Here is a 22,540-nt window from a genome sequence, read left to right on the forward strand (position 1 = left end):
AGAACTTCGCGCGGCTGCCTGACAAAGAGCACCCAGCGCATCAAAAAACCCGGCGCGATGGCCGGGTTTTGTAGTCTGGGGCTTGGCCCCTCACTTCCGCGCAAGGGAGAGAAGGACTGATCAGCTGTCCAGGAACGACCGCAGCTTGCGGCTCCGGCTCGGGTGCTTGAGCTTGCGGAGCGCCTTGGCTTCGATCTGGCGGATGCGTTCGCGGGTGACCGAGAACTGCTGGCCGACCTCTTCAAGAGTGTGGTCGGTGTTCATGCCGATGCCGAAGCGCATGCGCAGCACGCGCTCCTCGCGTGGGGTCAGCGAGGCGAGCACGCGGGTGGTGGTTTCGCGCAGGTTCGCCTGGATTGCCGCGTCGATCGGCAGGATGGCGTTCTTGTCCTCGATGAAATCACCCAAGTGGGAATCTTCCTCGTCACCCACGGGAGTTTCGAGAGAGATCGGCTCTTTGGCGATTTTCAGCACCTTGCGCACTTTTTCGAGCGGCATGGCGAGTTTCTCGGCCAGTTCTTCCGGCGTCGGCTCGCGGCCGATCTCGTGCAGCATCTGGCGCGAGGTGCGGACGATCTTGTTGATCGTCTCGATCATGTGCACCGGAATACGGATGGTCCGCGCCTGGTCGGCGATCGAGCGGGTGATCGCCTGCCGGATCCACCAGGTGGCGTAGGTCGAGAACTTGTAACCGCGGCGGTATTCGAACTTGTCGACCGCCTTCATCAACCCGATATTGCCTTCCTGGATCAGGTCGAGGAACTGCAGGCCGCGATTGGTGTATTTCTTGGCAATCGAGATCACCAGGCGGAGGTTGGCCTCGACCATTTCCTTCTTGGCGATGCGAGCCTCGCGCTCGCCCTTCTGCACCATCTGCACGATGCGGCGGAATTCGGAGATCGAGATGCCGGTCTCGGTTGCCAGGAACTGGATCTCGGCGCGGATCTCGCGGATGTTGTCCAGCTCGGACTTGGCAAATTCCTTCCAGCCCTTGGCCGACAGGTTGGCAATCGATTTCAGCCAGTTCGGATCAAGCTCGGCGCCGGAATATTGCGTCAGGAAGTCGTCGCGCTTGACGCCATAGCTTTCAGCCAGCCTGAGCAGGCGGCCTTCGTTCTGCACAAGCCGCTTGTTGATGTCGTAAAGCTGCTCGACCAGGCTGTCGATGCGGTTCTGGTTCAAGGACAGCGATTTCACCGCAGTGATCAGCTGGTCCTTGAGTTCCTTGTAGCGGCGCTCCTGCGCCGGCGACAGCGTGCCGGTAGCGGCAAGGCGTGCCTCGACCTGCTGGTCCTGAAGCTTCCTGAGCTTCTTGTAGGTGTCGGCGATGGTGTCAAGCGTCTCCATCACCTGCGGGCGAAGTTCGGCCTCCATGGCGGCGAGCGAGAGATTGTTCTCGTCGTCGTCGTCATCTTCCTCTTCTTCATACTGGCCTTCGCCGCCGACATTGGTGACGTCGTCGGACTTGGCCTTCTCGGCGCGGACCTTTTCCTTTTCCTCGGCCACCTTGCGGTCGGCCTCGATCTTCTCCGGGCTCTGGAACTGCGGCGCTGCCTTGGCCTCGGGACCGGAATAGGTGGTCTCCAGATCAATGATCTCGCGCAGGAGCGTGGCACCCTCGTTGAGCTCCTCGCGCCAGATGATGATCGCCTGGAAGGTCAGCGGGCTTTCGCACAGGCCCGCGATCATGGTTTCGCGGCCGGCCTCGATGCGCTTGGCAATCGCGATTTCGCCCTCGCGCGACAACAGCTCCACCGAGCCCATCTCGCGCAGGTACATCCGCACCGGATCGTCGGTGCGGTCAGTCGGTTCCTTTTTCTTGGTCGTGGCGACCGCAGACCCCGACGCGGTGGTGATCTCGCCGCCTTCGCTTTCGGAATCCGAATCGTCGTCGGCTTCCTTGTCTTCGCCGGCCTCGTCTTCCTCGACCACATTGATGCCCATATCGGAGAGCATCGACAGGATGTCCTCGATCTGCTCCGAGGTCACCTCTTCCGAGGGCAGCACGGCATTGAGCTCGTCCATGGTCACATAACCCCGTTTCTTCGAGGTCTTGATCATCTTCTTGACGGCATCATCCGACAGATCGAGCAACGGGCCGTCAGGCGTGGTGCCTTCGCGCTCGGTCTCGGTGTCGTCTGCTGCTTCTTTTACCTTGCTTGCCATGGGCAGTCACTTTCCCCGGATTTCATTCGGTTGATATCAGCTGCGCCAGTTCCTTGGCGCCTGCCGTCCGCCGATCGGGCGGGCGGATTTAGCGAATCATCCGGATTGTTTTGGCGTACGCATGCTTAATTCCCGATTAACCATGCCGAACATTCAACTCTGCGCTCGTTTGCCATGCGGTCTGTTCGCCCCGGAAACTGCGATCTCGCCGCAATAAAGCCGAGCTGAATGGTCCCGCATGTTTTTCATCAGACAGGTGATTCCCACAAAAAACCTATCCGTCAAGGCTTTGAGGGCAAAAAGCGCTCTGATTCGGTGATTTGCGCGCAAATGTCTGCTTTGCTGGTTTCATCGCTAGATCACCCTATTTAGGTGGCGCTTTGGATTCCACAAGTGCGACACATTGGAATAGGTGGGCGCCCCGGCCTCGCCTCAGCCGCCGCGGACGCCCTTGATCCGGCCGGACAGAACGCCGAAGCCATCAATGATGGCCTCCTGGTTTTCCAGCCGGGCAATTTCGAGCTGAACCTGCTGCAGCGTGGAGATGATGGCGTAGCTCTGTTCGGCGTCCTCGCACTCGATGATGTCGCGCTCGAGCTCCGCCTTTTGCCATTTGAGATCGCGGGTTCGCTTGTGCAGCGCCAGCGCCTGGCTGTACCCCTCCCGCGCGTCCTCCGCAGCCGCCTCAGCCGTGGCCGTCCAGATCCGCGCATTGCGGATCTGGGTCTCAAGCCGGGCGATGAACTCCCCCTGCCCGTCCGCCTCCAGTGCCGCATAAAGCCGCTCGCGGTCGAACCGACCGCCCGCCGAGGCGGCATCGAGCATCACCTGCCACACCCGCATGAGCCCCTTGTCGTCGAATTCCAGCGCCGCCAGCTCGTCGAACTCGTCATGCAGCATCTGCGGATGGTTGGCGACCGTCATCACCAGAACGGTTTCGCGCAGCGACGGCATGGCGCCATGGCCGCGCACCAGTCCCGACTGGGTCAGCCGCTCGGAGACTGCCACGCGTGCCGCGTGTGTGCCGCCGCCACGCGCCTCGCCCGGCCGACCGCCGCGCCCGCCACCACGCTCGAACCCGCCGCGGCCGTAACCGCCGCCGGCGAACTTGCCGGGCTCGCGGTTGCCATAACGCGGGGCCCCGCCGAAGAATGCGTTCATGCGGTCGCGCATGTCCTGCTGGTAGTGCCGGCGCAGGCTTTCATCGGCGATCAGCGAGGTCGCCTGCCGGAGCTTGACCTCGAGCTCGGCCCGGCTTTCCGGCGTCTCGAACACGCCGCTGCCCACCTCGCGCGACCACACCACATCGGCCAGCGGCCGCGCCGCAGCGATGACCTGATCGAACGGCGCCCGCCCGTCATGGCGTACCAGATCGTCGGGGTCCTTGCCCGCCGGCAGCACCGCAATCCTGAGCGAGCGGCCGGGTCCGATATGCGGCAGCGCCAGATCGACGGTGCGGTGCGCCGCACGCTGCCCGGCCTCATCGCCGTCGAAACACAAGACCGGCTGCGGCGTCACCCGCCAAAGCAGTTTCAGCTGGTTTTCACCAAGAGCCGTGCCAAGCGGTGCCACCACATTGTCGATGCCCGCCTGCGCCAGCGCGATCACGTCCATGTAGCCTTCAACCACAATCAGCGTGCCGTCCTGTCCGCAGGCGCGCCGGGCGCGGGCATAGTTGAACAGCACATTGCCCTTGTGAAAGAGCTCGGTCTCGTTGGAATTGAGATACTTGGCCGGCGCGCCCGGTTGCAGCGCCCTGCCGCCAAAGGCGATCACCCGCTCGCGCGCCGACAGGATCGGAAACATGATGCGGTCGCGGAAGCGGTCGTAGGAGACGGCAATCTCGGGACCGTGAACCACCAGCCCGCAGGCCTCGATCTGGTCCTTGTCGACCCCGCGTGAAGCCAAATGTTCCTTCAGCGCACTGCGGTTGTCGTTGCTGTAGCCAAGCCGGAAGGCGGCGATTGTCCGGCCGGACAACCCGCGGTCACGCAGATACGCCCGCGCTTTTGCACCCTGCGGCCCCTGAAGCTCGGCCTCGAAATAGGACGCCGCTATTTCCATGACCTCTTCAAGCGTGGCGCGCTGGCGTTCGCGCCGGGCGGCTTGCGGGTCTGGCGCCGGCAGCGCAACGCCGGCCATATCGGCGACACGTTCGACCGCCTCGGGAAAATTCAAGTTTTCAAGCTCGGTGAGAAACTTGAAATGATCTCCCGAAACCCCACAGCCGAAGCAATGATAGCGGCCCTTGCGGTCCTCGCAGTGAAAGCTCGGAGACTTTTCGCCATGGAACGGGCAGCACGCCCACCAGTCGCCGCGCGATGTGTTGGTTTTTTTCCGGTCCCACGTCACATGCCTTCCGATCACGTCGGAGATCGGCACGCGCTCACGAATATCGTCGAGGAAGGACGGTGAAAACCGCAATATCGGCGCGCCTCCGGCGCAAGCAATGGGTCTGGTTGAAGATCGTCCCTATATAGGCATGGCCAAAGGTGCTGGCAAAGGCCCTGGATCCGTCCTCCCCGTTATGCACAGCCGCGCGCAAGGCATTCAACCTCCGGCACGATTGCGAAGCCCCCTTACCGGAACAGCCCCATGCGCATGACCTTCACCACGGCCTGGGTGCGGTTGGCGCATCCAAGCTTCTTGGTCGAGATCGTGGCGTAATGATTTACCGTGTGTTCGGATAGCCCGGTGAGCCGCGAGATTTCCGAACTGGTCTTGCCTTCAGCAGTCCACCGCAGGACTTCAATCTCGCGGGCATTGAGCACCGGTTTCTGCTCATTCCTGTCAGAAGAGATCTGCGAAATCCGGTCAATCAACATGGTCGATAACATGCCAAGCGTCGACAATTTCTCGTCGGACAAAGGTTCGCGGTCGCCCAGGAAGCAGACCGCATAACGCTTGCTCTCGGAATCCTGAACCGGGAATCCCACCCCTGTAGTCAACTCAAAGCGCGAGAACAGGTGAATTGCGGCGATCAGTTTCTGAGTCGACAGCTCCTGCTTCAGCTTGCTCATGTCGAGCAGCACCGGCGAGATTCTGGTCTGCATCTCATTGAGCATCGGGCTGTCGCTGGCCAGTTCCAGCCGGTCAAATTCAGCCGTCAACTCGGCCGGCCAACTCGACACGACAGCCAATTGCGCCAGTGATCTTTGGGTTCGAGAGATAGTGCCGGGTAGCGAGATCACGACAAAGTGGCGAAAGCCGTACTGGGCGCAGGCTTCCCGCAATACCTGCTTGGCATCATGGATCGTTCGGATCCTGCCAACCGACTCCAGCAGTGGGTTCGAAAAGGCAGGGTTGCTCAGGTGTGGCATCATTTGAGAATCGGACATGGGAGAGGGCCAATGCTTCTGGTTACCACAACTGAATGCTGCAACTGTTCGATACACAGAAGCACTGAGATTGCAAGAACACGCAAGGTATCGCAGATAGCAACCCAAAGTTCACCGTCAAAAGAAAACGGCGCATCTGAAATACAGATTTGCGCGAAATTTTTCGGCTTACTTCAAGATCGCCTGCAACAACAATCGATCACAACAGACGGGTCGGCTATCACCACTGGCCGCCGCACTCACTAACCTGTGTTAAGTTTAGGTCGTTTTGGACCATTGTTCGCCGGCCATCCGGTGCCGGGTTTCATCACAGCATCCCGAGGCACCCTATTTGAACAGCCCCAGGCGTATCGCGTAGACCACGGCCTGGGTGCGGTTGGAGCATCCCAGCTTCTTAGTGGCAATCGTGGCATAATGATTGACGGTATGCTCGGAAAGGCCTGTGAGCATGGCGATTTCCGGACTGGTCTTGCCCTCCGCAGTCCATTTAAGAATCTCGGTTTCGCGTGCATTGAGAACGGATTTCGCTGCGTCATCGGTGGAGTTGATGATCGAAATCTGTTCGATCAGCATGGTTGCGAACATTGACAGTGCCGACAGCTCATCCACTGACAAGGCCGCCCGGTCCCCGGTGAAAGACACCGCATGGCGCAGACCGTGGTTATCGTGAACCGGAAAATAGACACCGACCGTCAGCCCGAAGCGTCTGAACAGCTCTGCCGCCATTGCCTGTTCCTGATCGGGACGGGCATGGTTGACCGCATCAATCTCAAACACCACCGGGGTGATCTGCTTGCGCAAGCGGTCGAAAACAGGGCTGTTGCGCGCAAGGCCCAACCGATCATATTCAGCAATCAGTTCCGGCGGCCAGCTCGAAATCATAGCCATACGGGCAATCGAGTTGTCCTCGCTTGCCTGTGCAATCGGCAAGGTGATGACCGAAAAATATAAAAAACCGTAGCTCAGACACGTCTTGCGCAGAACCTGCATGGCATCAAACATCGTGCGGACGTTGCCAATCAGCTCAAATGGCTCGGTCTGGAGGGCAGGGTTGGGAGTAAACGTCACCTGTCAATCACCTGTAAAAACGATGGAACGCACCGACTCGTTGAATTCGTGGCAATAGCCGATCAGCTCGCCACCCTTGTTGGCCCGGTACCGGCCGGCCACCGCAACCATCTTGTGGCCTCCCGTGCTGCTCTTGACCCGCAAGACAAAACGAAAATTCTTGCGTTCGGAGGTTGCAGCCGAAACCACTTGCTCTACCAGCTCAGCGTCTTCGGGGTGATACGTGGCCAGAATATGGCTCAGGCTCACCGGGCCTTCCGATTTCTCCATGCTGTGGATGCGCGAGGCGTCCTCGGACCAGAAAACCTGCCCGGTGTCGATCTCCAGCCTCCAGGTGCCGAAGAGGCCCACTGACCCCAGGAGCCCGAGTATTTCGTCACTGGACACGCCGACATGATCCTGTTTTTGCGACAGAAAATGCCGGTCAACGTGATCGAAATGGAGCTGCGAACCGGTCTTCAGCGTCATTGCTTTTCCTCAGAGTGATGCCTACTGGCTGGTCGGGGCGAATCGTGACTGCACAATTCAGCACGGGCCTATATCGAGATGCTCCGGAGGAAACCGGATATCCATCACGCAGGGATGAAGCGCGGCGAATTACAGCCGCGCGTCATGCTCGATGATTGTGCTGAGATCTGCTGCCTGTGCAGGTTGCCTACTGCAACATGCCCTTGACCATGCCGCAGGCCTTGGAAAAATCCATCTGGCCCGGATAGCGCTCCTTGAGCACATTCATGCATTTGCCCATGTCGCGCAGACCCGAGGCACCGGTTTCCGACACCACTGATTTGCATAATTCGCGCACTTCTTCGTCCGGCAGCTGCTGCGGCAGGAACTGGCGGATAATGGCGATTTCGTCGCGTTCCTGCTGAGCCAGCTCAAGGCGCGCGTTCTCTTCATAGATCGCAGCGGATTCCTCGCGCTGCTTGATCATCTTGGTCAGGATCTGCAGGATTTCATCATCGCTGACGGGATCCTTGCCGGCGCCGCGATTGGCGATATCGCGATCCTTTATCGCAGCCTGAATCAGCCGTAGAGTGGAAATACGGCGCGTATCCTTGGCGCGAATCGCGTCTTTGAGCGTTTCGGTAAAACGGTCACGCATAATCAAACTTTCTCCGGCAGTTCCATCATTACCCGTCTGGGTCCGCGCAGGCGGAAGCTCAAGGATTACCCCTTCGCCCGCATCATGTTCAAGCTATTTATTAGCTGATCCACGCCGCGGGACTGATTGACCGCAGCCTGCGCCTTCTCTATTTACCGGCTTTTGAAAGACCGGAGAAGACCCATCCAGTGCGGGAACTGCTGACCGCAGCTGGCCTTCCGGCAGCTTAGATGGCGATGCCCTGACACAACATCAAGGGGCCAGCCCGGCGATGAACCGGCTGTTGAGCCGTGAACGGAGTTGACATGACCACACCCCCCTGGACCGAGACGAAACCGACGGCCGTGCTGGTGTTTGCCGATGGCACGGTGATCCACGGCCATGGTGTCGGCGCCACCGGCGAGGCGCGCGCGGAAGTCTGCTTCAACACCGCCTTGACCGGCTATCAGGAAATCCTCACAGACCCGTCCTATCTCGGTCAGATCGTCACCTTTACCTTCCCCCATATCGGCAATATCGGCGCCAATCAGGAAGACATCGAGGACCTGACCCCGGCCGGCCGCATCGGCGCGGTTGGAGCTGTGTTCAAGGCCAATATCACCGAGCCGTCCAACTATCGCTCCGCCGGTCATTTCGATGCCTGGCTCAAGGCGCGCGGCATCATCGGCCTGTCGGGTGTCGACACGCGCGCGCTGACCGCCTGGATCCGCGAGAACGGTGCACCCAATGCCGTCATCGCCCATGATCCTTCCGGCAATTTCGACATCCCCGCCCTCACGGCCAAGGCTGCCGAGTGGAGCGGGCTGGAAGGTCTGGACCTCGCCAGGGACGCCTCCTCCGGACAATCCTCGAACTGGACCGAGGCGCCCTGGGTCTGGGAAAAGGGCTTTTCTCAAAGCGGCGAGCCGGTGGCCCACATCGTCGCCATAGACTACGGCGTCAAGCGCAACATCCTGCGGCTGTTCTCGGGCCTGGGCTGCAAGGTGACCGTCGTTCCCGCCACCATGAGTGCCGACGAAATCCTTGCCATGTCCCCCGATGGCGTGTTCCTGTCCAACGGCCCCGGCGATCCGGCGGCCACGGGTGAATACGCGGTCCCGGTGATCCGCAAGCTGATCGAAACAGGAATTCCGATATTCGGAATCTGCCTTGGCCACCAGATCCTGGCGCTGGCGCTTGGCGGCACCACGGTCAAGATGCATCAGGGCCATCATGGCGCCAACCACCCGGTCAAGGACTACACCACCGGCAAGGTTGAGATCGTGTCGATGAATCATGGCTTTGCGGTCGACGCGAAGAGTTTCCCCGAAGGCGTCGAGGAAACCCATGTTTCGCTGTTCGATGGCTCCAATTGCGGCCTGCGGCTGGTCGGCAAGCCGGTGTTCTCGGTCCAGCACCACCCCGAGGCCTCGCCCGGCCCGCAGGACAGCCACTACCTGTTCCGCCGCTTCATGAACATGGTCGGCGAGCGCAAGGGGCTCCCTGCCCTCGCCGAACGCTGAGTATCAGAGCAGATCTGAGGCCGATCCGTTAGCAGTACCCCTTCGGGAGACAGTACCGGCCGCGAGAGGCACGCCGGAATGCTTGCTGCAAACGCTGACTTTTTGAGGCGCCCGGACCCCGCGGCCGGTGTGACCGGGCGGCACACCCCTCGCGCGCAAACAGCCTGCTTGAGAAAGCTGGTCGCCAAAAAACACTGTGCCGGCTCAATTCAAATTGGCGAACGGAAACCACAGAATCCCTCAAGTGCATGCTCGAGACGACGAAATCGTAACAGATGCTGCCGCGCATTAACCAGTTGTTAACATACTGATTGATGAAGAAGGCGAGGCAGCTACCATGTGGCTTCGAACAGGAGTGTTCAGCATGAGACGGCTAACCAGGCCCGGAATCTACCATATAGTCATGGCTGCAAGTCTGATTTCTGCGGTCGCCCTCTGGCTCAGCCTGGATCGTCGTTTTCTGGAGAAATACCATTTAAGATGGGCGATCGATGATTGGGAGCTGGTCGAATACCCGCTGCTTCTTGCCACCTGCCTGTTCGCCTACTTGTTTGCCCGAGGCCTGATTCAGGGATTTTCGGAGTTCAAACCGGCGCCTCCCGTAAAATTTTCTCCGCTGAGTTACCTGCTCCTGACAGGCAATATCGTCATTACGTGTTTGGCTGTCGTGCTCATCATGTTCTATCGCGAGTATTTCGGCTGGAACGTGAAGGAATTGGGCCATATCGCATTGGCGCAGGAATTCATGATACTGGCCGGCTTGATCTTGCTGATGGCTTCAGCCTGGAGCCTGCGCAAGAGCGATCTGCGGACGGTGTTCGGCCTGAAGGCCGCGTGGATATGCGGTCTCATGGGGATTTCTGTATTCCTGCTCTTGATGGAAGAAATATCCTGGGGCCAGCATTTGTTTGGATGGGAAGCACCGGAGGCATTCGAGAAAAACATCCAGAATGAAACCAACATTCACAATTTCTACACGAACAGATTCGAGTTTGCATATTATTCAGCGGCATTCCTGTGCTTCGTAATCCTGCCGGTTGTTGCAAGAAGAATAGAAATACGGGAGTTTGAGAGATTGCGGTTTTTCATCCCCCCTGCTTCATTTGGACTTGCTGCAATCCCCGTAGCTGGATTGATGTATGAAAACTGGGGCATTTTTATCTATCAGCTGTATTTCTTCGTCGGCGTCTTCCTCGCCTTGGTTGCAGCCAAATCGGGCGAGGGGCTGAACCGGCTGTCGATGATTGCGCTTGGCACTGTGATGATCGGGTCACAAATCGCATTTCTCGTTCTCGGGCATAAGCTCATGTCCAGCTACGAGATCGGTGAAATGAGGGAGACCGTGATCGCCTTCACCCTGGCGGCGTACAGCGCGTGGCTCTTGGCCAACACACACACCGTGACGGGTCGCACCGGCGCGGTCCGGGTCAGACCTGGTGAGAAGTTCGACATAATGGCCGACACCGGCAGAACAAGCTGAACCGGACGTTTGGCGGGAGTGCTAGACCACCCAATTCTCCCAGGCCGCTCGCCAAGAAAGACCTCGGAAGGAAACTTGCCGACACGCTCTGAACATGGAAGATGGGCGGTGTCCGGCGTGTCATGATTGTGCATCCATCAGAGGCACAGCAACTGACTTCAGGTGGCAATCCCAACCTAATGCATGTCCGCAAAGGCCGATAACGTCAGCCTGAAACCCTGTCAGGACAGCGGGACCACCCGCTCCACCCGCCTCAGGCCGTTGCCTCATCCATGGAGCAACCCGCCTGCCCCGTAATTGATTGCGACCTCACCGCAATAACGGCGCCGGTCCCGCTGCAGGACCGGCACCCTTGGGCTTGAGATCGGCACACTAGGCGTGGGCCGCGCGCCATTGGCCGAAGGCAACCAGGAACAGCACCAAGAAGCTGACATTGGCCGCCGCATTGACCGGAACGCCCGCCATGACCGAGGCCAGGGAATCGACGGCGAACCAGCAATAGAGCCCGGTCATGGTGATCGAGCGGACAGCAGCTGGATCCACCGGCATCAGATGCGCAGCCAGTTTCCACAGTGTCACGCCCCAGCCAACCATAAGCCCGCCGGAAATCGCAATGAAGACGCGCGTTTCAGGCGCGGCGAGCATTTGCTGCCCGTCGAGCGGCCAGATGAAAAGGTCGACGGCAAAAACCACCGGGCCGGCCAGCGGCGGCCAGGCTGCAAGTGCGAACACCAGTCCGAATGCGGCCACAAGAGCCGCAGCAGTCTTTACCCATGCCTGTGTACGTTCGTTTTCCATGTTTGCTACTCCGTTGTTGATGTGCGGAGAAAAGCGCCTCGCCCGGCACCCATCAATTACCTTTGAGGTAAGTGACAGGAGTTTCATCCCGCCTATGATGCGGCTCACGGAGGCAGACATGACAACTCAATTCGGCGGATTGCTGAGAGAATGGCGCGAGACCAGAAAGCTCAGCCAGCTCGACCTTGGTCTCAGCGCCAATGTTTCGGCGCGGCACATTTCCTTTCTCGAGACCGGGCGCGCCCGCCCCAGCCGCGCCATGGTGCTCAATCTCGGTACAGTGCTCGATGTGCCGCGAGGTTCGCGCAACGCCCTGCTGCATGCGGCAGGCTTCGCGCCCAGCTATCGCGCACGCGGGCTCGACGACGCGGAAATGGCACCGGTCACGGCCGCACTCGACTGGATGCTCGAGCGCCACATGCCCTACCCGGCGTTTGCGCTGGACCGCCACTGGACGATCGTGCAGGCCAATGAGATGGCGCAGATGCTGCTTGCGCAGATGAGGCTTGGCGAGGGCGCGAACCTGATCGAGGCGCTGGTGGAGGGCTCTGCCCTGTCCGCCAACATCGAGAACTGGCCTGAGGTGGCACAGCATCTGGCTCAACGGCTGCACTCCGAAGCCGCCCATCTCGGCGGCGATGCCTATCTCGAGAAAATGGCCGCAAAACTCACCGCGCAGGCGGGATGCGCGACACCGGATCTGATGAATGGCAGCCAGGCCATCGTGCCCACCCGATACAGGCTGGGAGAGACGACGCTTTCGCTGTTTTCCACCATGAGCCAGTTCTCCAACGCCGAAGACATCGCGCTGGCCGATTGGAGGATCGAACACCTGTTCCCGGCCGACGAGGCGACGCGGCAGGTGCTGGAAACACTTGCTGCTGGCAGCTGAGCACTTCGCCCGGATGCACGGACTGCGGGTGGCAGCCACTGTTGCGCCGAATTGGCCGGTGACGAGGCATGACAGCCTCCCTGCACCGCGGCTTCTGTGTTTCACGTCAGAACGCCACATCCTGAGATGAACCTATCGCGCCACCGCATGCGCCCTGTTCCGTGAACCCGGCGAGGCGTACGGCGATCGCTTGATCTCCGTTGTTGGACGAGCAGCGGAAACAGGTTAGAAAGAACAGCGTTATCGCACAGGGGAGACCGTTACTATGGTAAAACGCCACGTGCTGACCTCTTTGATGATCCTGTTGGGTGTTCTGGCCTGGACAAACAGCTACGGATCGAACCTGGCCCGGGCCGACGAGACCGAAACCGCGATCGCGACGGACGACGTGGACCTGGAAGCGGCGGAGAAAATCTTCAAGAAATCCTGCCGCGCATGTCACGGAAACAAGGCGCAAGGTGCGGCAAGCTATCCTAAACTCTCGCACCTGGAGCCGGACTACATAGCGGAAAAGCTCGAGATCTACAGGTCGGGCGAGAAGATCGGGCCCAACTCGATCCTCATGATCCAGCCCGCCAAGAAATTGTCGGATGAGGATATCGCCAACATTTCGGTCTATGTCGCCACGGCTTTCGACTGAAGACGACTGCATGGCAGGCAAGCTCGACGGGTTCTTATCGAGACACGACATTCATGTATTTAATCAAATTGTTGGAGTAAATTTCGGGCGCCAAGATTGATTTCCGGCGCCTGGGTGGGCACGACCGACCAGAAACAGATTACCGTTGACCGTATTTCTGCGAGGGATATACTTCGCAGGTCTCGGTCTCCATGGCCTCGATGATGATGTCGTACCATCTTCAATTTCGCCAGTGTATCGTAGACCAGTTGGAGACCTCCATACCAGGGAGGATAATCATGGCCTGCAATTCATCTTTTTTGACGCTGCCGGCAGCAACACTGCTGCTCGCCGGATCTGCGCTGGCGGCTTTACCGGCCTTTGCCCAGAGCGGAATGAACACCACCAGCCTCATGAGCGAGGTCGTTCTCGACGGATTGGACAATCCTTGGGACATGGCGTTTCTCGATGACGGCACGATGCTGTTCACCGAAAAATGCAAGGGGCTTTCGGTTCGCATGCCGGACGGCACCGTCAACGCGCTTTACGGAGTCGGCGATACCGAGGGCTATAGCTCAAACGGGTCCGATCTCTTCTGCGAAGGCCAGGCGGGCATGATGGGCGTGGCCTTCGACCCGGACTTCGGCAACAACCGCCGCATCTATGTCTATTCAACCTCGAACATGTCCGATCCCCACACCAACCGGTTGATGCGGTTCACCTTGAGCGATGACTTCACCAGCGTTTCGGACCGGACCGATATCGTCGACGACGTTCCCTACAAGATGGCGGCCTCAAACCATCCCTTCGGCGGCCCGGGCGCGCACAATGGCGGCCGTGTCCGCTTCGGCCCTGACGGGGCCCTGTACCTGACAACCGGCGACACCCACAACGGCGAGGTGCCCCAGAGCCCGACGATGATGGGCTCCAAGGTGATCCGGATCGACACCGACGGGAACGCCCATCCCGACAACAGCCCACCGGAAGGATTTGACAAGCGGACTTATACCTACGGGCACCGCAATGTTCAGGGTATCGCGTTTCACCCCGAAACCGGCGCTGCGATCACCGCCGAGCACGGACCGTGGCACTCCGACGAGATCACCATCCTTGCAAACGGCGGCAATGCCGGTTGGGACCCGCGGCCGAACATGGCCGGGCGTGACGACTGCCCGGATGACTATTGCGGCTACAGCCCGAACCAGGAAGGCGGCATGAACCGCTACGAGCGTGCGGCATGGATGCCGATGACGGATTTCGACACCTATCCCGATGCCATGCCGCCGATCTGGAACAACAACGGCTGGTCGCAGGGCACATCCTCGGCAGCGTTCCTCGACGGCGAGGCCTGGGGAGACTGGAATGGCGCCATGGTCGTCGGCATCATGGGCATCGGCTTTGGCGGGACCCCGATCGGTCAGCGGATCGACGTCATACAGTTCAACGACGACAACACCGACGTCGAAGACGTGACCGAGATGACCTTGCCGATGGAACCGGGGCGTTTCCGCTCAGTCGTCATGGGGCCCGATGGAAGCCTCTATACGGCGATCGACGAAGGCACGATCTACAAGCTGACACCCGGCAGCTAAGCTCGGGCGGTGCCGCGCGGCCGGTTCGCGCGGATTGCATATCAGCGCCGCGCATCCAGTCGGATGCGCAAAACGCGCTGTATCGCTTAGGAATGGTGCATGTACGTTATCGGTCAAATGAATTCATCTGAACGCGACAAGCATCAGTCTCCGAAGACCAGCGTTTCGGGAATCTCGAAACGCTGGTCATCCACCCTTACGTGAAACATGCCGCCGGACAGGCGCCAATCCATGTCGGTGCCGGTGCCTGACATGGTGGCATTGCCGCGCAGAAAAGCTCGATCCGAAAACATCAGACTGCGGGCAAAGCCGTTCGGAAATCTGACAACCACCGCAGCCGCGTCCTCAGCACGCGCGACGTCCGCGCTGCAAGGCTCGAGCGGCTGCCCAACCTCCTGGGCGCAGCGTACCTCGCCGGTGGCATCGAACGTGCCGGATTTCGCGCGGTCATTTGCCGTCGCGATGTCACCCATGGCAACACCCGGCAGCAGTGCAGTGATCACCAGCACAATCAGAAAGTCCCTACGCATTGCCTCACTCCGAAAGGGGGCGTTGCACCAGTGTTGCCAAAGTCCGGCCTGCTGGCAAGAAGCCGATCCGCACGCGGCCGCCCTTGCCCGGGACAGGGATACCGGAAAAGCAACGGCCTTCCCGGGGAAAAGCCTTACCGCGAAACCGCATCAGATCGATCCGAGGTAGTAACCGATCGCCTCTGACAACTCGGTTTCTTCATAGCCGAAATGGGAGCGCACGACCGCTTCCAGTTTCCGGAATATGGCGCCGGCCTGAGAGAAATTTTCCTCCGAGGGCTCTTCCGCCAAGGCCTCTGCCGCATGGTTGAGGCGGATGATCAACTCGTGCACCACCTCATGCTCCGCCTTCAGCTTCGCCACGACCTCGCGGAACCTGCCGCCACCCGCTGCCTCGATCCTGGGGAACATGTCTGAGCTTTCAATGTCGTGGTGAAACTTGAGCACCTGGCATTCACGGCCGCAGAGCGAGCCGAACACGCGAAAATTCTCGGCCATATCGAGGGAGAGCACAAGCTGCTTCAGATGCTCCGGAGGTGCATGCCGCGCTTCGATCCGCGTGAGGATCGCGCCGATTTGGCCCATTTCCCTCAGGTAATGGCGGTGGATGGCAGCCAGTTGACCACCTTGGCGACGATGGATTTCCGTTGCCTCGGGCACCGGTGGGGCCTTGGGCCGCGCAGCTTCATCGACGCTGAGTTCATCCAGCGTCTGGTTCGAAAGATCAGTCATGCGGCATATATTGACCTGACATCGCCCACGTCGAGACGTTCTCCCCGGCCCCGAATGCCACCACCCTGCACCTTCCTTAGCGTCACCAACGCGCCTACCTTTCCTGCTTCGCCTCACGCCTTCGCAACGTCCAGATACAGATCCCGCCTGGTAAACCGGTAATTGAGCAGCACCGCGGCGACGCCCAGGCCGATGGCGAGGCCGGCCCAGATGCCCGGGCCGCCGAGGCCCAGGCCGAAACCGAGCCCGTAGGCTGCCGACAGGCCCACCGGCCAGTAGCTGATTACCGCCATGATCATCGGAATGCGGGTGTCCTTGATGCCGCGCAGCAGCCCGGCGCCGATCGCCTGGATGGCATCGACCAGCTGGAACGCGGCGGCCACCAGGAGCAGCGGCACGGCCACGGCCAGGAGTTCCGCCGCATCGGCATTGCTCTCGTCGAGAAACAGGCTGACGAGCGCTTCCGGAATCAGCCAGAACAAGGCACCGGAGGCGAGCGCTGCTACCACCGAAAGCCCCATCACCGTGTGCGCCGCCCGTGCAAGCTCCTCCATGTTGGCGCGGCCATAGGCCTGGCCGATCCGCACGGTGGCCGCATGTGACAAGCCCAGCGGCACCATGAAGCTGATAGAGGCAAGCTGGATGGCAATGCCGTGGGCGGCCAGCTGCACGGTGCCGAGCCAGCCCATCATCACCGAGGCGGCCATGAACAGCCCGACCTCGGCCAGGATGGTGAAACCGATCGGCACGCCGAGCCGGAAGACTTCGACGAAGGCCGGCCATTCCGGCCGCCAGAAGCGCTGGAACAGATTGTATTCGGAATGCCGTGGATGCAGCGCCGCCCATCCCGCCATGATCAGGAAGATCACGCTGGAACTGAAAACGGAAGCTACGGCGGCGCCGCGCACACCCATCTCCGGCCAGCCGAAATTGCCGAAGATCAGCCCGTAATTGAGGACCGCATTGACCACCGTGCCGACCAGCGCCGACCACAAAACGATCGCAGCCCGCGAACGCGCGGCGAAGAACGACCGCAAGGCCATCATCATTACCGCCGGGAACATGCCCCACTGGGCAATGCGGATGTAATCGCTGGCCAGCGCCGCCAGTTCCGGCTTCTGGCCGAGCGCGATCAGCGCCGGCTCCAGCTGCCACAGGAACGGCATTGCCAGCACCGAATAGATGAGCAGGATCCACATCCCCATCCGCACCGAGCGGCGCACATGAGTGGGATCATTGCGGCCTTCGGCCTGGGCTGCCAGCGGCAGGATGGCGCTGGCAAAGCCCGTGCCGAAGATGAAGACGATGAAAAAGGCCTGCGACCCGAGCACGGTGGCCGCCAGTTCTTCCGTGCCGTACCAGCCGAGCATCACCACATCCGTGGTGGCAATCGCGATCTGGGCAATCTGGGTGCCCACCAGCGGCAGGCCGAGCGCCAGTGTTGCCCAGATATGCGCGCCCCAGCTCTGCCCGTCCCTGGCGGTTTTCAACTGCACGTTCATGAAATGCTCCCGTCCTCGAAAAACGCTTATGCGCCCGCGAAAAATACTTGGCAACCCGCTCTGCAACGCGGCGCGCCTCTGTGCTGCATCCATCCCGGATTGCCGAGACGGGAGCTTCTCAATTCACGCATAAGATCCCATACTAGCGGGATGGACAGTATCGACATCCCCGCAACCGCGCAGACCCTTGTCACCTTCTGGGACAAGACCTCCGCCTATCTCGCCCAGCCCTGGACCTTCTATCAGATCCTGATTCTGGCGGGCTGCTATGCGGCCGGCTGGGTGATATCGCGCAGGGTCGAGCCCTGGCTTGAAGACCGCGCCCGCACGATCAAGGGAAAGCCCGGCCTGCTGCGCGTCATCATCGCGGTGATGCGCCGGACCCACTGGATCATCTTCCTGATCCTGCTGTGGCTCATCCGGCTGGTGACACTGGAACTGACCTGGCCGTCACGGACCTATCTGATGGCGCTGGCGCTGGCGCTCGGCTGGGCCTGGTTGGCGATCTCGGTCTCGAGCCGCATCATTCACAACCGGACCATCTCGCGGCTGATCGCGCTTGCGGTGTTCGGCTATGTCGCGCTCGGGATACTCGAACTGCGCCCAGATGCCGCCGCGTTTCTCGAGCAGATGGCCATCCAGCTTGGCGACCTGCGCATCTCGGCGCTGTTCGTCCTGCGCACCGTGGTGATTACCGCGGGCTTTCTCTGGATCGCCAATCTGGCCGGAAATTTCTTCGACAGCCGCATCAACACGTTTGAGGACCTGTCTCCTTCGTTCAGGGTTCTGGCTGGCAAGGTGGTCAAGATCAGCCTGATCGTGATTGCCGGGATGATGGCGCTGTCTTCCACCGGCATCGATCTCACCGCGCTGACCGTGTTTTCCGGTGCCGTCGGCGTCGGGCTCGGCTTCGGCCTGCAGAAAGTGGTGTCGAACTTCATCTCCGGCGTCATCATCCTGATGGACCGCTCGATCAAGCCCGGTGACACCATCGCGCTTGGCGACACCTTTGGCTGGATCCGCGAATTGCGCGCCCGCTTCGTTTCGGTGATCACCCGCGACGGCCGCGAATACCTGATCCCGAACGAGGACTTCATTACCCAGAAAGTGGTCAACTGGTCGTTTTCCGACAAGCTGGTGCGGCTCGATGTCGATTTCGGCGTGGCCTATGACAGCGACCCGCATGAAGTCACCAGACTGGCGATCGCCGCAGCCAGTACCATCGACCGCGTTCTCGATGCGCCGTCTCCCGTGTGCTGGATGACGCAATTCGGCTCGTCGTCACTGGATTTCAAGCTGCGCTTCTGGATCGCCGACCCGCAGGCGGGCCTGACCAATGTCCGCGGCAAGGTGCTGCTTGCGATGTGGGATGAGTTCAAGGAAAACGGCGTCAACATCCCCTTCCCGCACCGGGAAATCATCATGCGCACGCCGGTGGAGGTCGTCAGCCGCACCGCGCCGGAAGCCGAATAGCCCCGGAAAGTGGGGCGGCAAAGCCAATCCTCCGTTGCATATCCGCCTGCCGCCCGACCCTGAACCGGCCACAAAAATGCCGGGAGCCCTGGAGCTCCCGGCAAAATCGAGGTCGAAACCCGCTGTTGGATCAGAACTCTGACCAGTCCTGTTCGACAGCGGCAGATCCGTTCGAGCTGAAGGCCTGCCGCACCTTGTTGACCATCGCCTTGGCCGGGGAAGGCCGTGCCGGGGCAGCAGCAGTGGCGGCGGCCGGCGATATCTGCACACGCGGCGCCGGGCGGCTCGTATGGCTTGGTTGGGCTGGCGAAAGGCTCGCGCCCGCCCCCGCAATCCGGAAGCGCTGGACCAGCGAGGAAAGCTCGGCCGTTTCACCCGACAGCCTGTGAGTGAGCGCCGTGGCTTCCTCGACCATCGCCGCATTCTGCTGGGTAACCTGGTCCATCTGGCTGACCGCGGAGCTGACTTCCTGCAGCCCCGTGGACTGTTCCTTGGCAGCCGTGGCGATCGAATGAATGTGATCATTGATGTCGCTGACTTGCCCGGCGATGGTTGCCAGCGCATCGCCCGTTGCCTTGACCAGGTCAACACCGCTGTCAACAGCCTCGGAAGACTTGCTGATCAGGGTCTTGATCTCCTTGGCAGCGGTGGCCGAGCGTCCGGCCAGTTCGCGAACTTCCTGCGCGACCACGGCGAAACCACGGCCCGCCTCGCCTGCACGGGCAGCCTCGACACCCGCATTCAGCGCCAGCAGGTTGGTCTGGAAGGCAATTTCGTCAATGACACCGATGATCTTTGAGATCTCCTCGGAAGCCCCCTTGATGTTTTGCATCGCCTGGACTGCGTCTGTCACCACACGGGTGGAAGCGTCGCTGGCTGTCTTGGCTTCCGACACCTTGCGTGTTGCATCCTGGGCCCGGTTTGACGAGCTCGCCACCGTGGAGTTGATCTGCTCAAGTGCTGCGGAACTCTCCTCAAGCGCTGCTGCCTGTCGTTCCGTGCGTTTCGACAGGTCATCGACAGCTGCCCGCATTTCTTCCGAATTGCCCGCGATGCTGTCGGTGTTGGCCTTCACTTCTGTCAGTGTTTCGTTGAGTTTTTCCACTGACGCATTGAACGAGACACGCAGATTGTCGAGTTCACCGACAAAGGGATCTGCAATGCTGGCCGTGAGATCACCATCGGCAAGCCTGCCGAGTGCGGCATCAAGCGCCCTGATGGCGGTTTCCAGATCACGCTTGCGCTCTGCATCGCGGCGGGTTTCCTCGGCCCGTCGTTCACGCTCACCGGCTTCGCGCGCATCGGCCTCTTCCTGTTCGCGGCGGGCTTTTTCGACAGCCAGCGCCTGGCAGGCATCGAAGGCAACGGCAATATCGCCGATTTCGTCCTTGCGTTCCTTGCCCTCGATGACCACCCCGGTTTCGCCACGGGCAAGAGCCTGAAGTGCGGCAACAGTCGAAGCCAGGGGCTTGCCGACCGACCGTGCGACGAGCACTGCAACCACGCCGATGACGAGGATGGCGAGAGCGGTGACCAGAATGACGGTCTGGAAAATGCTGTCCTGGACGGCATTGAGTTCCTGCGCCGTGGCTTCCTTGCGCTCGAAGACAAAAGCCTGGATTTCCGCCAGAGCCGGTTCGATGCCGGCATAGATCTTGGAAAGCTCCTGTCTCAGGGCGCGCTCTTCCAGCGTCGCGGTAGCAAAGGCCTGGAAATCCTTCTGGTAGACATCAATCAGCTCAAACACGGCATCGCGGTTGGCCGCTGTGCCAAACAGCTCAATCGGGAACTGCTTGAATTCGGCCACGCGGTCATTCAGGCGTCCGACATATTTCTCGTCGACGCGCATGATGAAATCTTTCTCGTGGCGGCGCATCATCAGCATCTTGACGCTCAACTCGGGCTGTTCGAGCGTATCCAGCACGGATTCCGCCTCCTTCACCGCGGTACGGAGCGAGCCCTGCAAACCGCTATCCTCGTCAAGGCCAAGCGCCAGGTTTTTCTCTACCAGTGCCTTGAAGCCGGCCAGATACTGGGCGAACCCTGCTTTCAGAGTTTCGACCTGCTGATCGAGCTCGGCGGGAAACTCCTCTTTGGCCAGTTGCTGCAAATCCGAGATCTGTGTTGCCACCGCTGCGGTGACTTCCCCGTGCCGGACGACATCGCTTTCGCGGCTGCGGAGAAGGAAGTCCTTTTCCGCGCGGCGCGCCTGCAGTAATGCCAGCTCGATGTTTTGATCGAGCGAGTAGAGCGACTGGATTGTGGCGAGATCGGCGCGGTAGTTCTGCTCGATCCTGCCTCCGACATAAAAGATTGAACCTACCACCAGCATCCCAAGGATGGCGAGCGGTGCGAGCAGAAAGATGCGTGTTTTAAGGGTCATGGTTGCGGACCTGCAGATAAATGACGGGACTTGGAACATTCATCGTCCCTTTTGCTTGAAGCATCATGCTGCAACAGTTGTCCGGCAGTCTTCCCTGTCGGCACCTGCCCCAAAAATCTCACTGGTTTAGCTCATGAACACTTAAGCGCCCCCTGCAAGATTTAAGGGGTGCGAAGTTGAGAAGCTGCCGAAGACAAGTGTTTTCTCTCACGGCAAATGTAGTTTTCTTAGACCTGCCCCACATCCCGTGCACAAAACATGCAAAAGAGTGTATGGTGGTTCCCAGCTAGTTGCAGAAGTGTAAACAGGGTTTCCGGCCGGACATGGATGGTGTCCGCTCCCCAGTCCCCGCACAGGCGTCACCGCTGGACCACATCCCACGGCAGCCTGCCGGACACCGCAGCGTTTCAATGCTTCTCCGGTCGGCTTAAACCGGGCTGTTGAGCGTGTCGCAGGCTTCCAGGCGGCCAGATTCGAAACCGCGGGCGAACCATTTTTTGCGTTGCGCCGAGGTGCCGTGGTTGAAGCTTTCGGGCACAACGAACCCTTGGGTGCGGCGCTGCAGCGTGTCGTCGCCGATCTGCCGGGCGGCATTGAGCGCCTCTTCCAGATCGCCACGCTCGAGCAGCCCTTTCTGCTCCGTATAATGCCCCCAAATCCCGGCAAAACAATCGGCCTGCAGCTCGACCCGGATCGACATCTGGTTCTCTTCCGTCTGGCTCATCGAGCGGCGCATCCGGTTGAACTCGGGCAGCACGCCGATCAGGTTCTGCACGTGGTGTCCGACCTCGTGCGCGATCACATAGGCCTGGGCGAAATCACCCGACGCCTTGAAGCGTTGGGCCAGCTCGTCAAAGAAGGTGAGATCGATATAGACCTTCTGGTCGCCGGGGCAATAAAACGGACCGGAAGCGGAACTGGCATTGCCGCAGGCCGAACTGACTGCGCCTGAAAAAAGCACCAGTGTCGGCTCCGGATAGGCGAAACCGTGCGACTGCATGATGGTGTTCCAGACATCCTCGGTCTCGGCCAGAACCGTGGCCACGAATTGCGTCATCTCGTCCTGGCGCGCCGGTGTCACCTGGCGTTCAGTCTGGCTTTGCCCGTTTAGCGCGCCGGTATTGCCGCCGAGCAATTGCAGCGGGTCGATGCCGATCAGCTTGAGGACGAGAAAGATCACCCCGATGATCAAGATGGTTTTGAAGCTCAGCCCCGAACGGCGAATGCCGCCCGATGGCAGGCGGATACCTCCGCTGCGGCCAAATGAAGTGCGGCCACGCGACGAGGATCCCCGTCTGTCCTCGATATTGCGGCTCTGGCGGCGGCCTTTCCAATCCATGATCTCAAGTCTCCCGGGCGG

General features: G+C 60.4%; 18 protein-coding genes. 6 read left to right on the top strand and 12 right to left on the bottom strand.

Features of this window, described 5'->3' with window-relative positions:
• Positions 1-120: 120 nt before the first annotated feature.
• The 6 genes from rpoD to CRO46_RS04535 all read right to left on the bottom strand — a co-directional run bounded on the left by rpoD (position 121) and on the right by CRO46_RS04535 (position 7,677).
• Positions 121-2,166 (bottom strand): RNA polymerase sigma factor RpoD, encoded by a 2,046-nt coding sequence (gene rpoD / locus CRO46_RS04510; protein WP_097105420.1) that lies wholly within the window; start codon positions 2,164-2,166, stop codon positions 121-123.
• Positions 2,167-2,598: 432 nt separating this feature from the next.
• Entirely contained in the window at positions 2,599-4,590 is a 1,992-nt protein-coding gene (gene dnaG, locus CRO46_RS04515; protein WP_097105423.1) for a DNA primase, read from the bottom strand.
• A gap of 155 nt (positions 4,591-4,745) precedes the next feature.
• The gene (locus CRO46_RS04520; protein ID WP_143438950.1) at positions 4,746-5,561 is read right to left on the bottom strand and encodes a helix-turn-helix transcriptional regulator; all 816 of its coding nucleotides are present in this window, start codon (positions 5,559-5,561) and stop codon (positions 4,746-4,748) included.
• Positions 5,562-5,831: 270 nt separating this feature from the next.
• Positions 5,832-6,572: a helix-turn-helix transcriptional regulator gene (locus CRO46_RS04525; RefSeq protein ID WP_143438952.1), complete on the bottom strand. Its 741-nt coding sequence runs from the start codon at positions 6,570-6,572 to the stop codon at positions 5,832-5,834.
• Between the two features lie 3 nt (positions 6,573-6,575).
• Positions 6,576-7,040, bottom strand: coding sequence for a PAS domain-containing protein (locus tag CRO46_RS04530; protein ID WP_097105430.1), 465 nt, complete (start codon positions 7,038-7,040; stop codon positions 6,576-6,578).
• A gap of 187 nt (positions 7,041-7,227) precedes the next feature.
• The gene (locus CRO46_RS04535) at positions 7,228-7,677 is read right to left on the bottom strand and encodes a GatB/YqeY domain-containing protein (protein WP_097105432.1); all 450 of its coding nucleotides are present in this window, start codon (positions 7,675-7,677) and stop codon (positions 7,228-7,230) included.
• A gap of 305 nt (positions 7,678-7,982) precedes the next feature.
• Between CRO46_RS04535 and carA the strand changes: the two genes are divergently transcribed.
• Positions 7,983-9,179, top strand: a complete 1,197-nt coding sequence (carA, locus tag CRO46_RS04540) for a glutamine-hydrolyzing carbamoyl-phosphate synthase small subunit (protein ID WP_097105435.1) — start codon at positions 7,983-7,985, stop codon at positions 9,177-9,179.
• Positions 9,180-9,582: 403 nt separating this feature from the next.
• Positions 9,583-10,659, top strand: coding sequence for a hypothetical protein (locus CRO46_RS04545; RefSeq protein ID WP_097105437.1), 1,077 nt, complete (start codon positions 9,583-9,585; stop codon positions 10,657-10,659).
• A gap of 372 nt (positions 10,660-11,031) precedes the next feature.
• On the opposite strand, the gene CRO46_RS04550 is transcribed toward CRO46_RS04545, so the two are convergent.
• Positions 11,032-11,457: a hypothetical protein gene (locus CRO46_RS04550; RefSeq protein WP_097105440.1), complete on the bottom strand. Its 426-nt coding sequence runs from the start codon at positions 11,455-11,457 to the stop codon at positions 11,032-11,034.
• Positions 11,458-11,575: 118 nt separating this feature from the next.
• Here CRO46_RS04550 and CRO46_RS04555 point away from each other — a divergent pair, with 118 nt between their 5' ends.
• The 3 genes from CRO46_RS04555 (at position 11,576) to CRO46_RS04565 (ending at position 14,560) form a co-directional block, all read left to right on the top strand.
• Positions 11,576-12,349 carry a helix-turn-helix domain-containing protein gene (locus tag CRO46_RS04555; RefSeq protein ID WP_097106498.1) on the top strand — a complete coding sequence of 258 codons (774 nt, stop codon included), beginning with the start codon at positions 11,576-11,578 and terminating at the stop codon, positions 12,347-12,349.
• 265 nt (positions 12,350-12,614) lie between these two features.
• Positions 12,615-12,989 (top strand): c-type cytochrome, encoded by a 375-nt coding sequence (locus CRO46_RS04560; RefSeq protein WP_097105442.1) that lies wholly within the window; start codon positions 12,615-12,617, stop codon positions 12,987-12,989.
• Positions 12,990-13,267: 278 nt separating this feature from the next.
• Entirely contained in the window at positions 13,268-14,560 is a 1,293-nt protein-coding gene (locus CRO46_RS04565; protein WP_097105444.1) for a PQQ-dependent sugar dehydrogenase, read from the top strand.
• A 143-nt stretch (positions 14,561-14,703) separates the two neighbouring features.
• On the opposite strand, the gene CRO46_RS04570 is transcribed toward CRO46_RS04565, so the two are convergent.
• The 3 genes from CRO46_RS04570 to CRO46_RS04580 form a co-directional block, all read right to left on the bottom strand.
• Positions 14,704-15,090: a hypothetical protein gene (locus CRO46_RS04570; protein WP_097105446.1), complete on the bottom strand. Its 387-nt coding sequence runs from the start codon at positions 15,088-15,090 to the stop codon at positions 14,704-14,706.
• A gap of 150 nt (positions 15,091-15,240) precedes the next feature.
• Positions 15,241-15,822 carry a hemerythrin domain-containing protein gene (locus CRO46_RS04575; protein WP_097105448.1) on the bottom strand — a complete coding sequence of 194 codons (582 nt, stop codon included), beginning with the start codon at positions 15,820-15,822 and terminating at the stop codon, positions 15,241-15,243.
• A 113-nt stretch (positions 15,823-15,935) separates the two neighbouring features.
• Positions 15,936-17,324, bottom strand: a complete 1,389-nt coding sequence (locus tag CRO46_RS04580) for an MATE family efflux transporter (RefSeq protein WP_097105449.1) — start codon at positions 17,322-17,324, stop codon at positions 15,936-15,938.
• Between the two features lie 150 nt (positions 17,325-17,474).
• Here CRO46_RS04580 and CRO46_RS04585 point away from each other — a divergent pair, with 150 nt between their 5' ends.
• Positions 17,475-18,797: a mechanosensitive ion channel family protein gene (locus CRO46_RS04585; RefSeq protein WP_097105451.1), complete on the top strand. Its 1,323-nt coding sequence runs from the start codon at positions 17,475-17,477 to the stop codon at positions 18,795-18,797.
• A 130-nt stretch (positions 18,798-18,927) separates the two neighbouring features.
• Here the strand turns inward: CRO46_RS04585 and CRO46_RS04590 are convergent, their stop codons facing one another.
• Together CRO46_RS04590 and ypfJ are read right to left on the bottom strand one after the other, a co-directional pair.
• Positions 18,928-21,180 (bottom strand): methyl-accepting chemotaxis protein, encoded by a 2,253-nt coding sequence (locus tag CRO46_RS04590; RefSeq protein ID WP_179758949.1) that lies wholly within the window; start codon positions 21,178-21,180, stop codon positions 18,928-18,930.
• Positions 21,181-21,607: 427 nt separating this feature from the next.
• Entirely contained in the window at positions 21,608-22,519 is a 912-nt protein-coding gene (ypfJ, locus tag CRO46_RS04595; RefSeq protein ID WP_097105455.1) for a KPN_02809 family neutral zinc metallopeptidase, read from the bottom strand.
• Between the last annotated feature and the right edge of the window lie 21 nt (positions 22,520-22,540).

Source organism: Parahoeflea halophila, from assembly GCF_900220985.1.
Taxonomy (GTDB): Bacteria; Pseudomonadota; Alphaproteobacteria; order Rhizobiales; family Rhizobiaceae; genus Hoeflea; species Hoeflea halophila.

Coding starts and splice junctions, on each gene's coding strand:
- rpoD (WP_097105420.1), bottom strand. CDS start 2,166: ATGGCAAGCAAGGTAAAAGAAGCAGCAGACGACACCGAGACCGAGCGC.
- CRO46_RS04530 (WP_097105430.1), bottom strand. CDS start 7,040: ATGACGCTGAAGACCGGTTCGCAGCTCCATTTCGATCACGTTGACCGG.
- CRO46_RS04535 (WP_097105432.1), bottom strand. CDS start 7,677: ATGCGTGACCGTTTTACCGAAACGCTCAAAGACGCGATTCGCGCCAAG.
- carA (WP_097105435.1), top strand. CDS start 7,983: ATGACCACACCCCCCTGGACCGAGACGAAACCGACGGCCGTGCTGGTG.
- CRO46_RS04545 (WP_097105437.1), top strand. CDS start 9,583: ATGGCTGCAAGTCTGATTTCTGCGGTCGCCCTCTGGCTCAGCCTGGAT.
- CRO46_RS04550 (WP_097105440.1), bottom strand. CDS start 11,457: ATGGAAAACGAACGTACACAGGCATGGGTAAAGACTGCTGCGGCTCTT.
- CRO46_RS04555 (WP_097106498.1), top strand. CDS start 11,576: ATGACAACTCAATTCGGCGGATTGCTGAGAGAATGGCGCGAGACCAGA.
- CRO46_RS04560 (WP_097105442.1), top strand. CDS start 12,615: ATGGTAAAACGCCACGTGCTGACCTCTTTGATGATCCTGTTGGGTGTT.
- CRO46_RS04565 (WP_097105444.1), top strand. CDS start 13,268: ATGGCCTGCAATTCATCTTTTTTGACGCTGCCGGCAGCAACACTGCTG.
- CRO46_RS04570 (WP_097105446.1), bottom strand. CDS start 15,090: ATGCGTAGGGACTTTCTGATTGTGCTGGTGATCACTGCACTGCTGCCG.
- CRO46_RS04575 (WP_097105448.1), bottom strand. CDS start 15,822: ATGACTGATCTTTCGAACCAGACGCTGGATGAACTCAGCGTCGATGAA.
- CRO46_RS04580 (WP_097105449.1), bottom strand. CDS start 17,324: ATGAACGTGCAGTTGAAAACCGCCAGGGACGGGCAGAGCTGGGGCGCG.
- CRO46_RS04585 (WP_097105451.1), top strand. CDS start 17,475: ATGGACAGTATCGACATCCCCGCAACCGCGCAGACCCTTGTCACCTTC.
- CRO46_RS04590 (WP_179758949.1), bottom strand. CDS start 21,180: ATGACCCTTAAAACACGCATCTTTCTGCTCGCACCGCTCGCCATCCTT.
- ypfJ (WP_097105455.1), bottom strand. CDS start 22,519: ATGGATTGGAAAGGCCGCCGCCAGAGCCGCAATATCGAGGACAGACGG.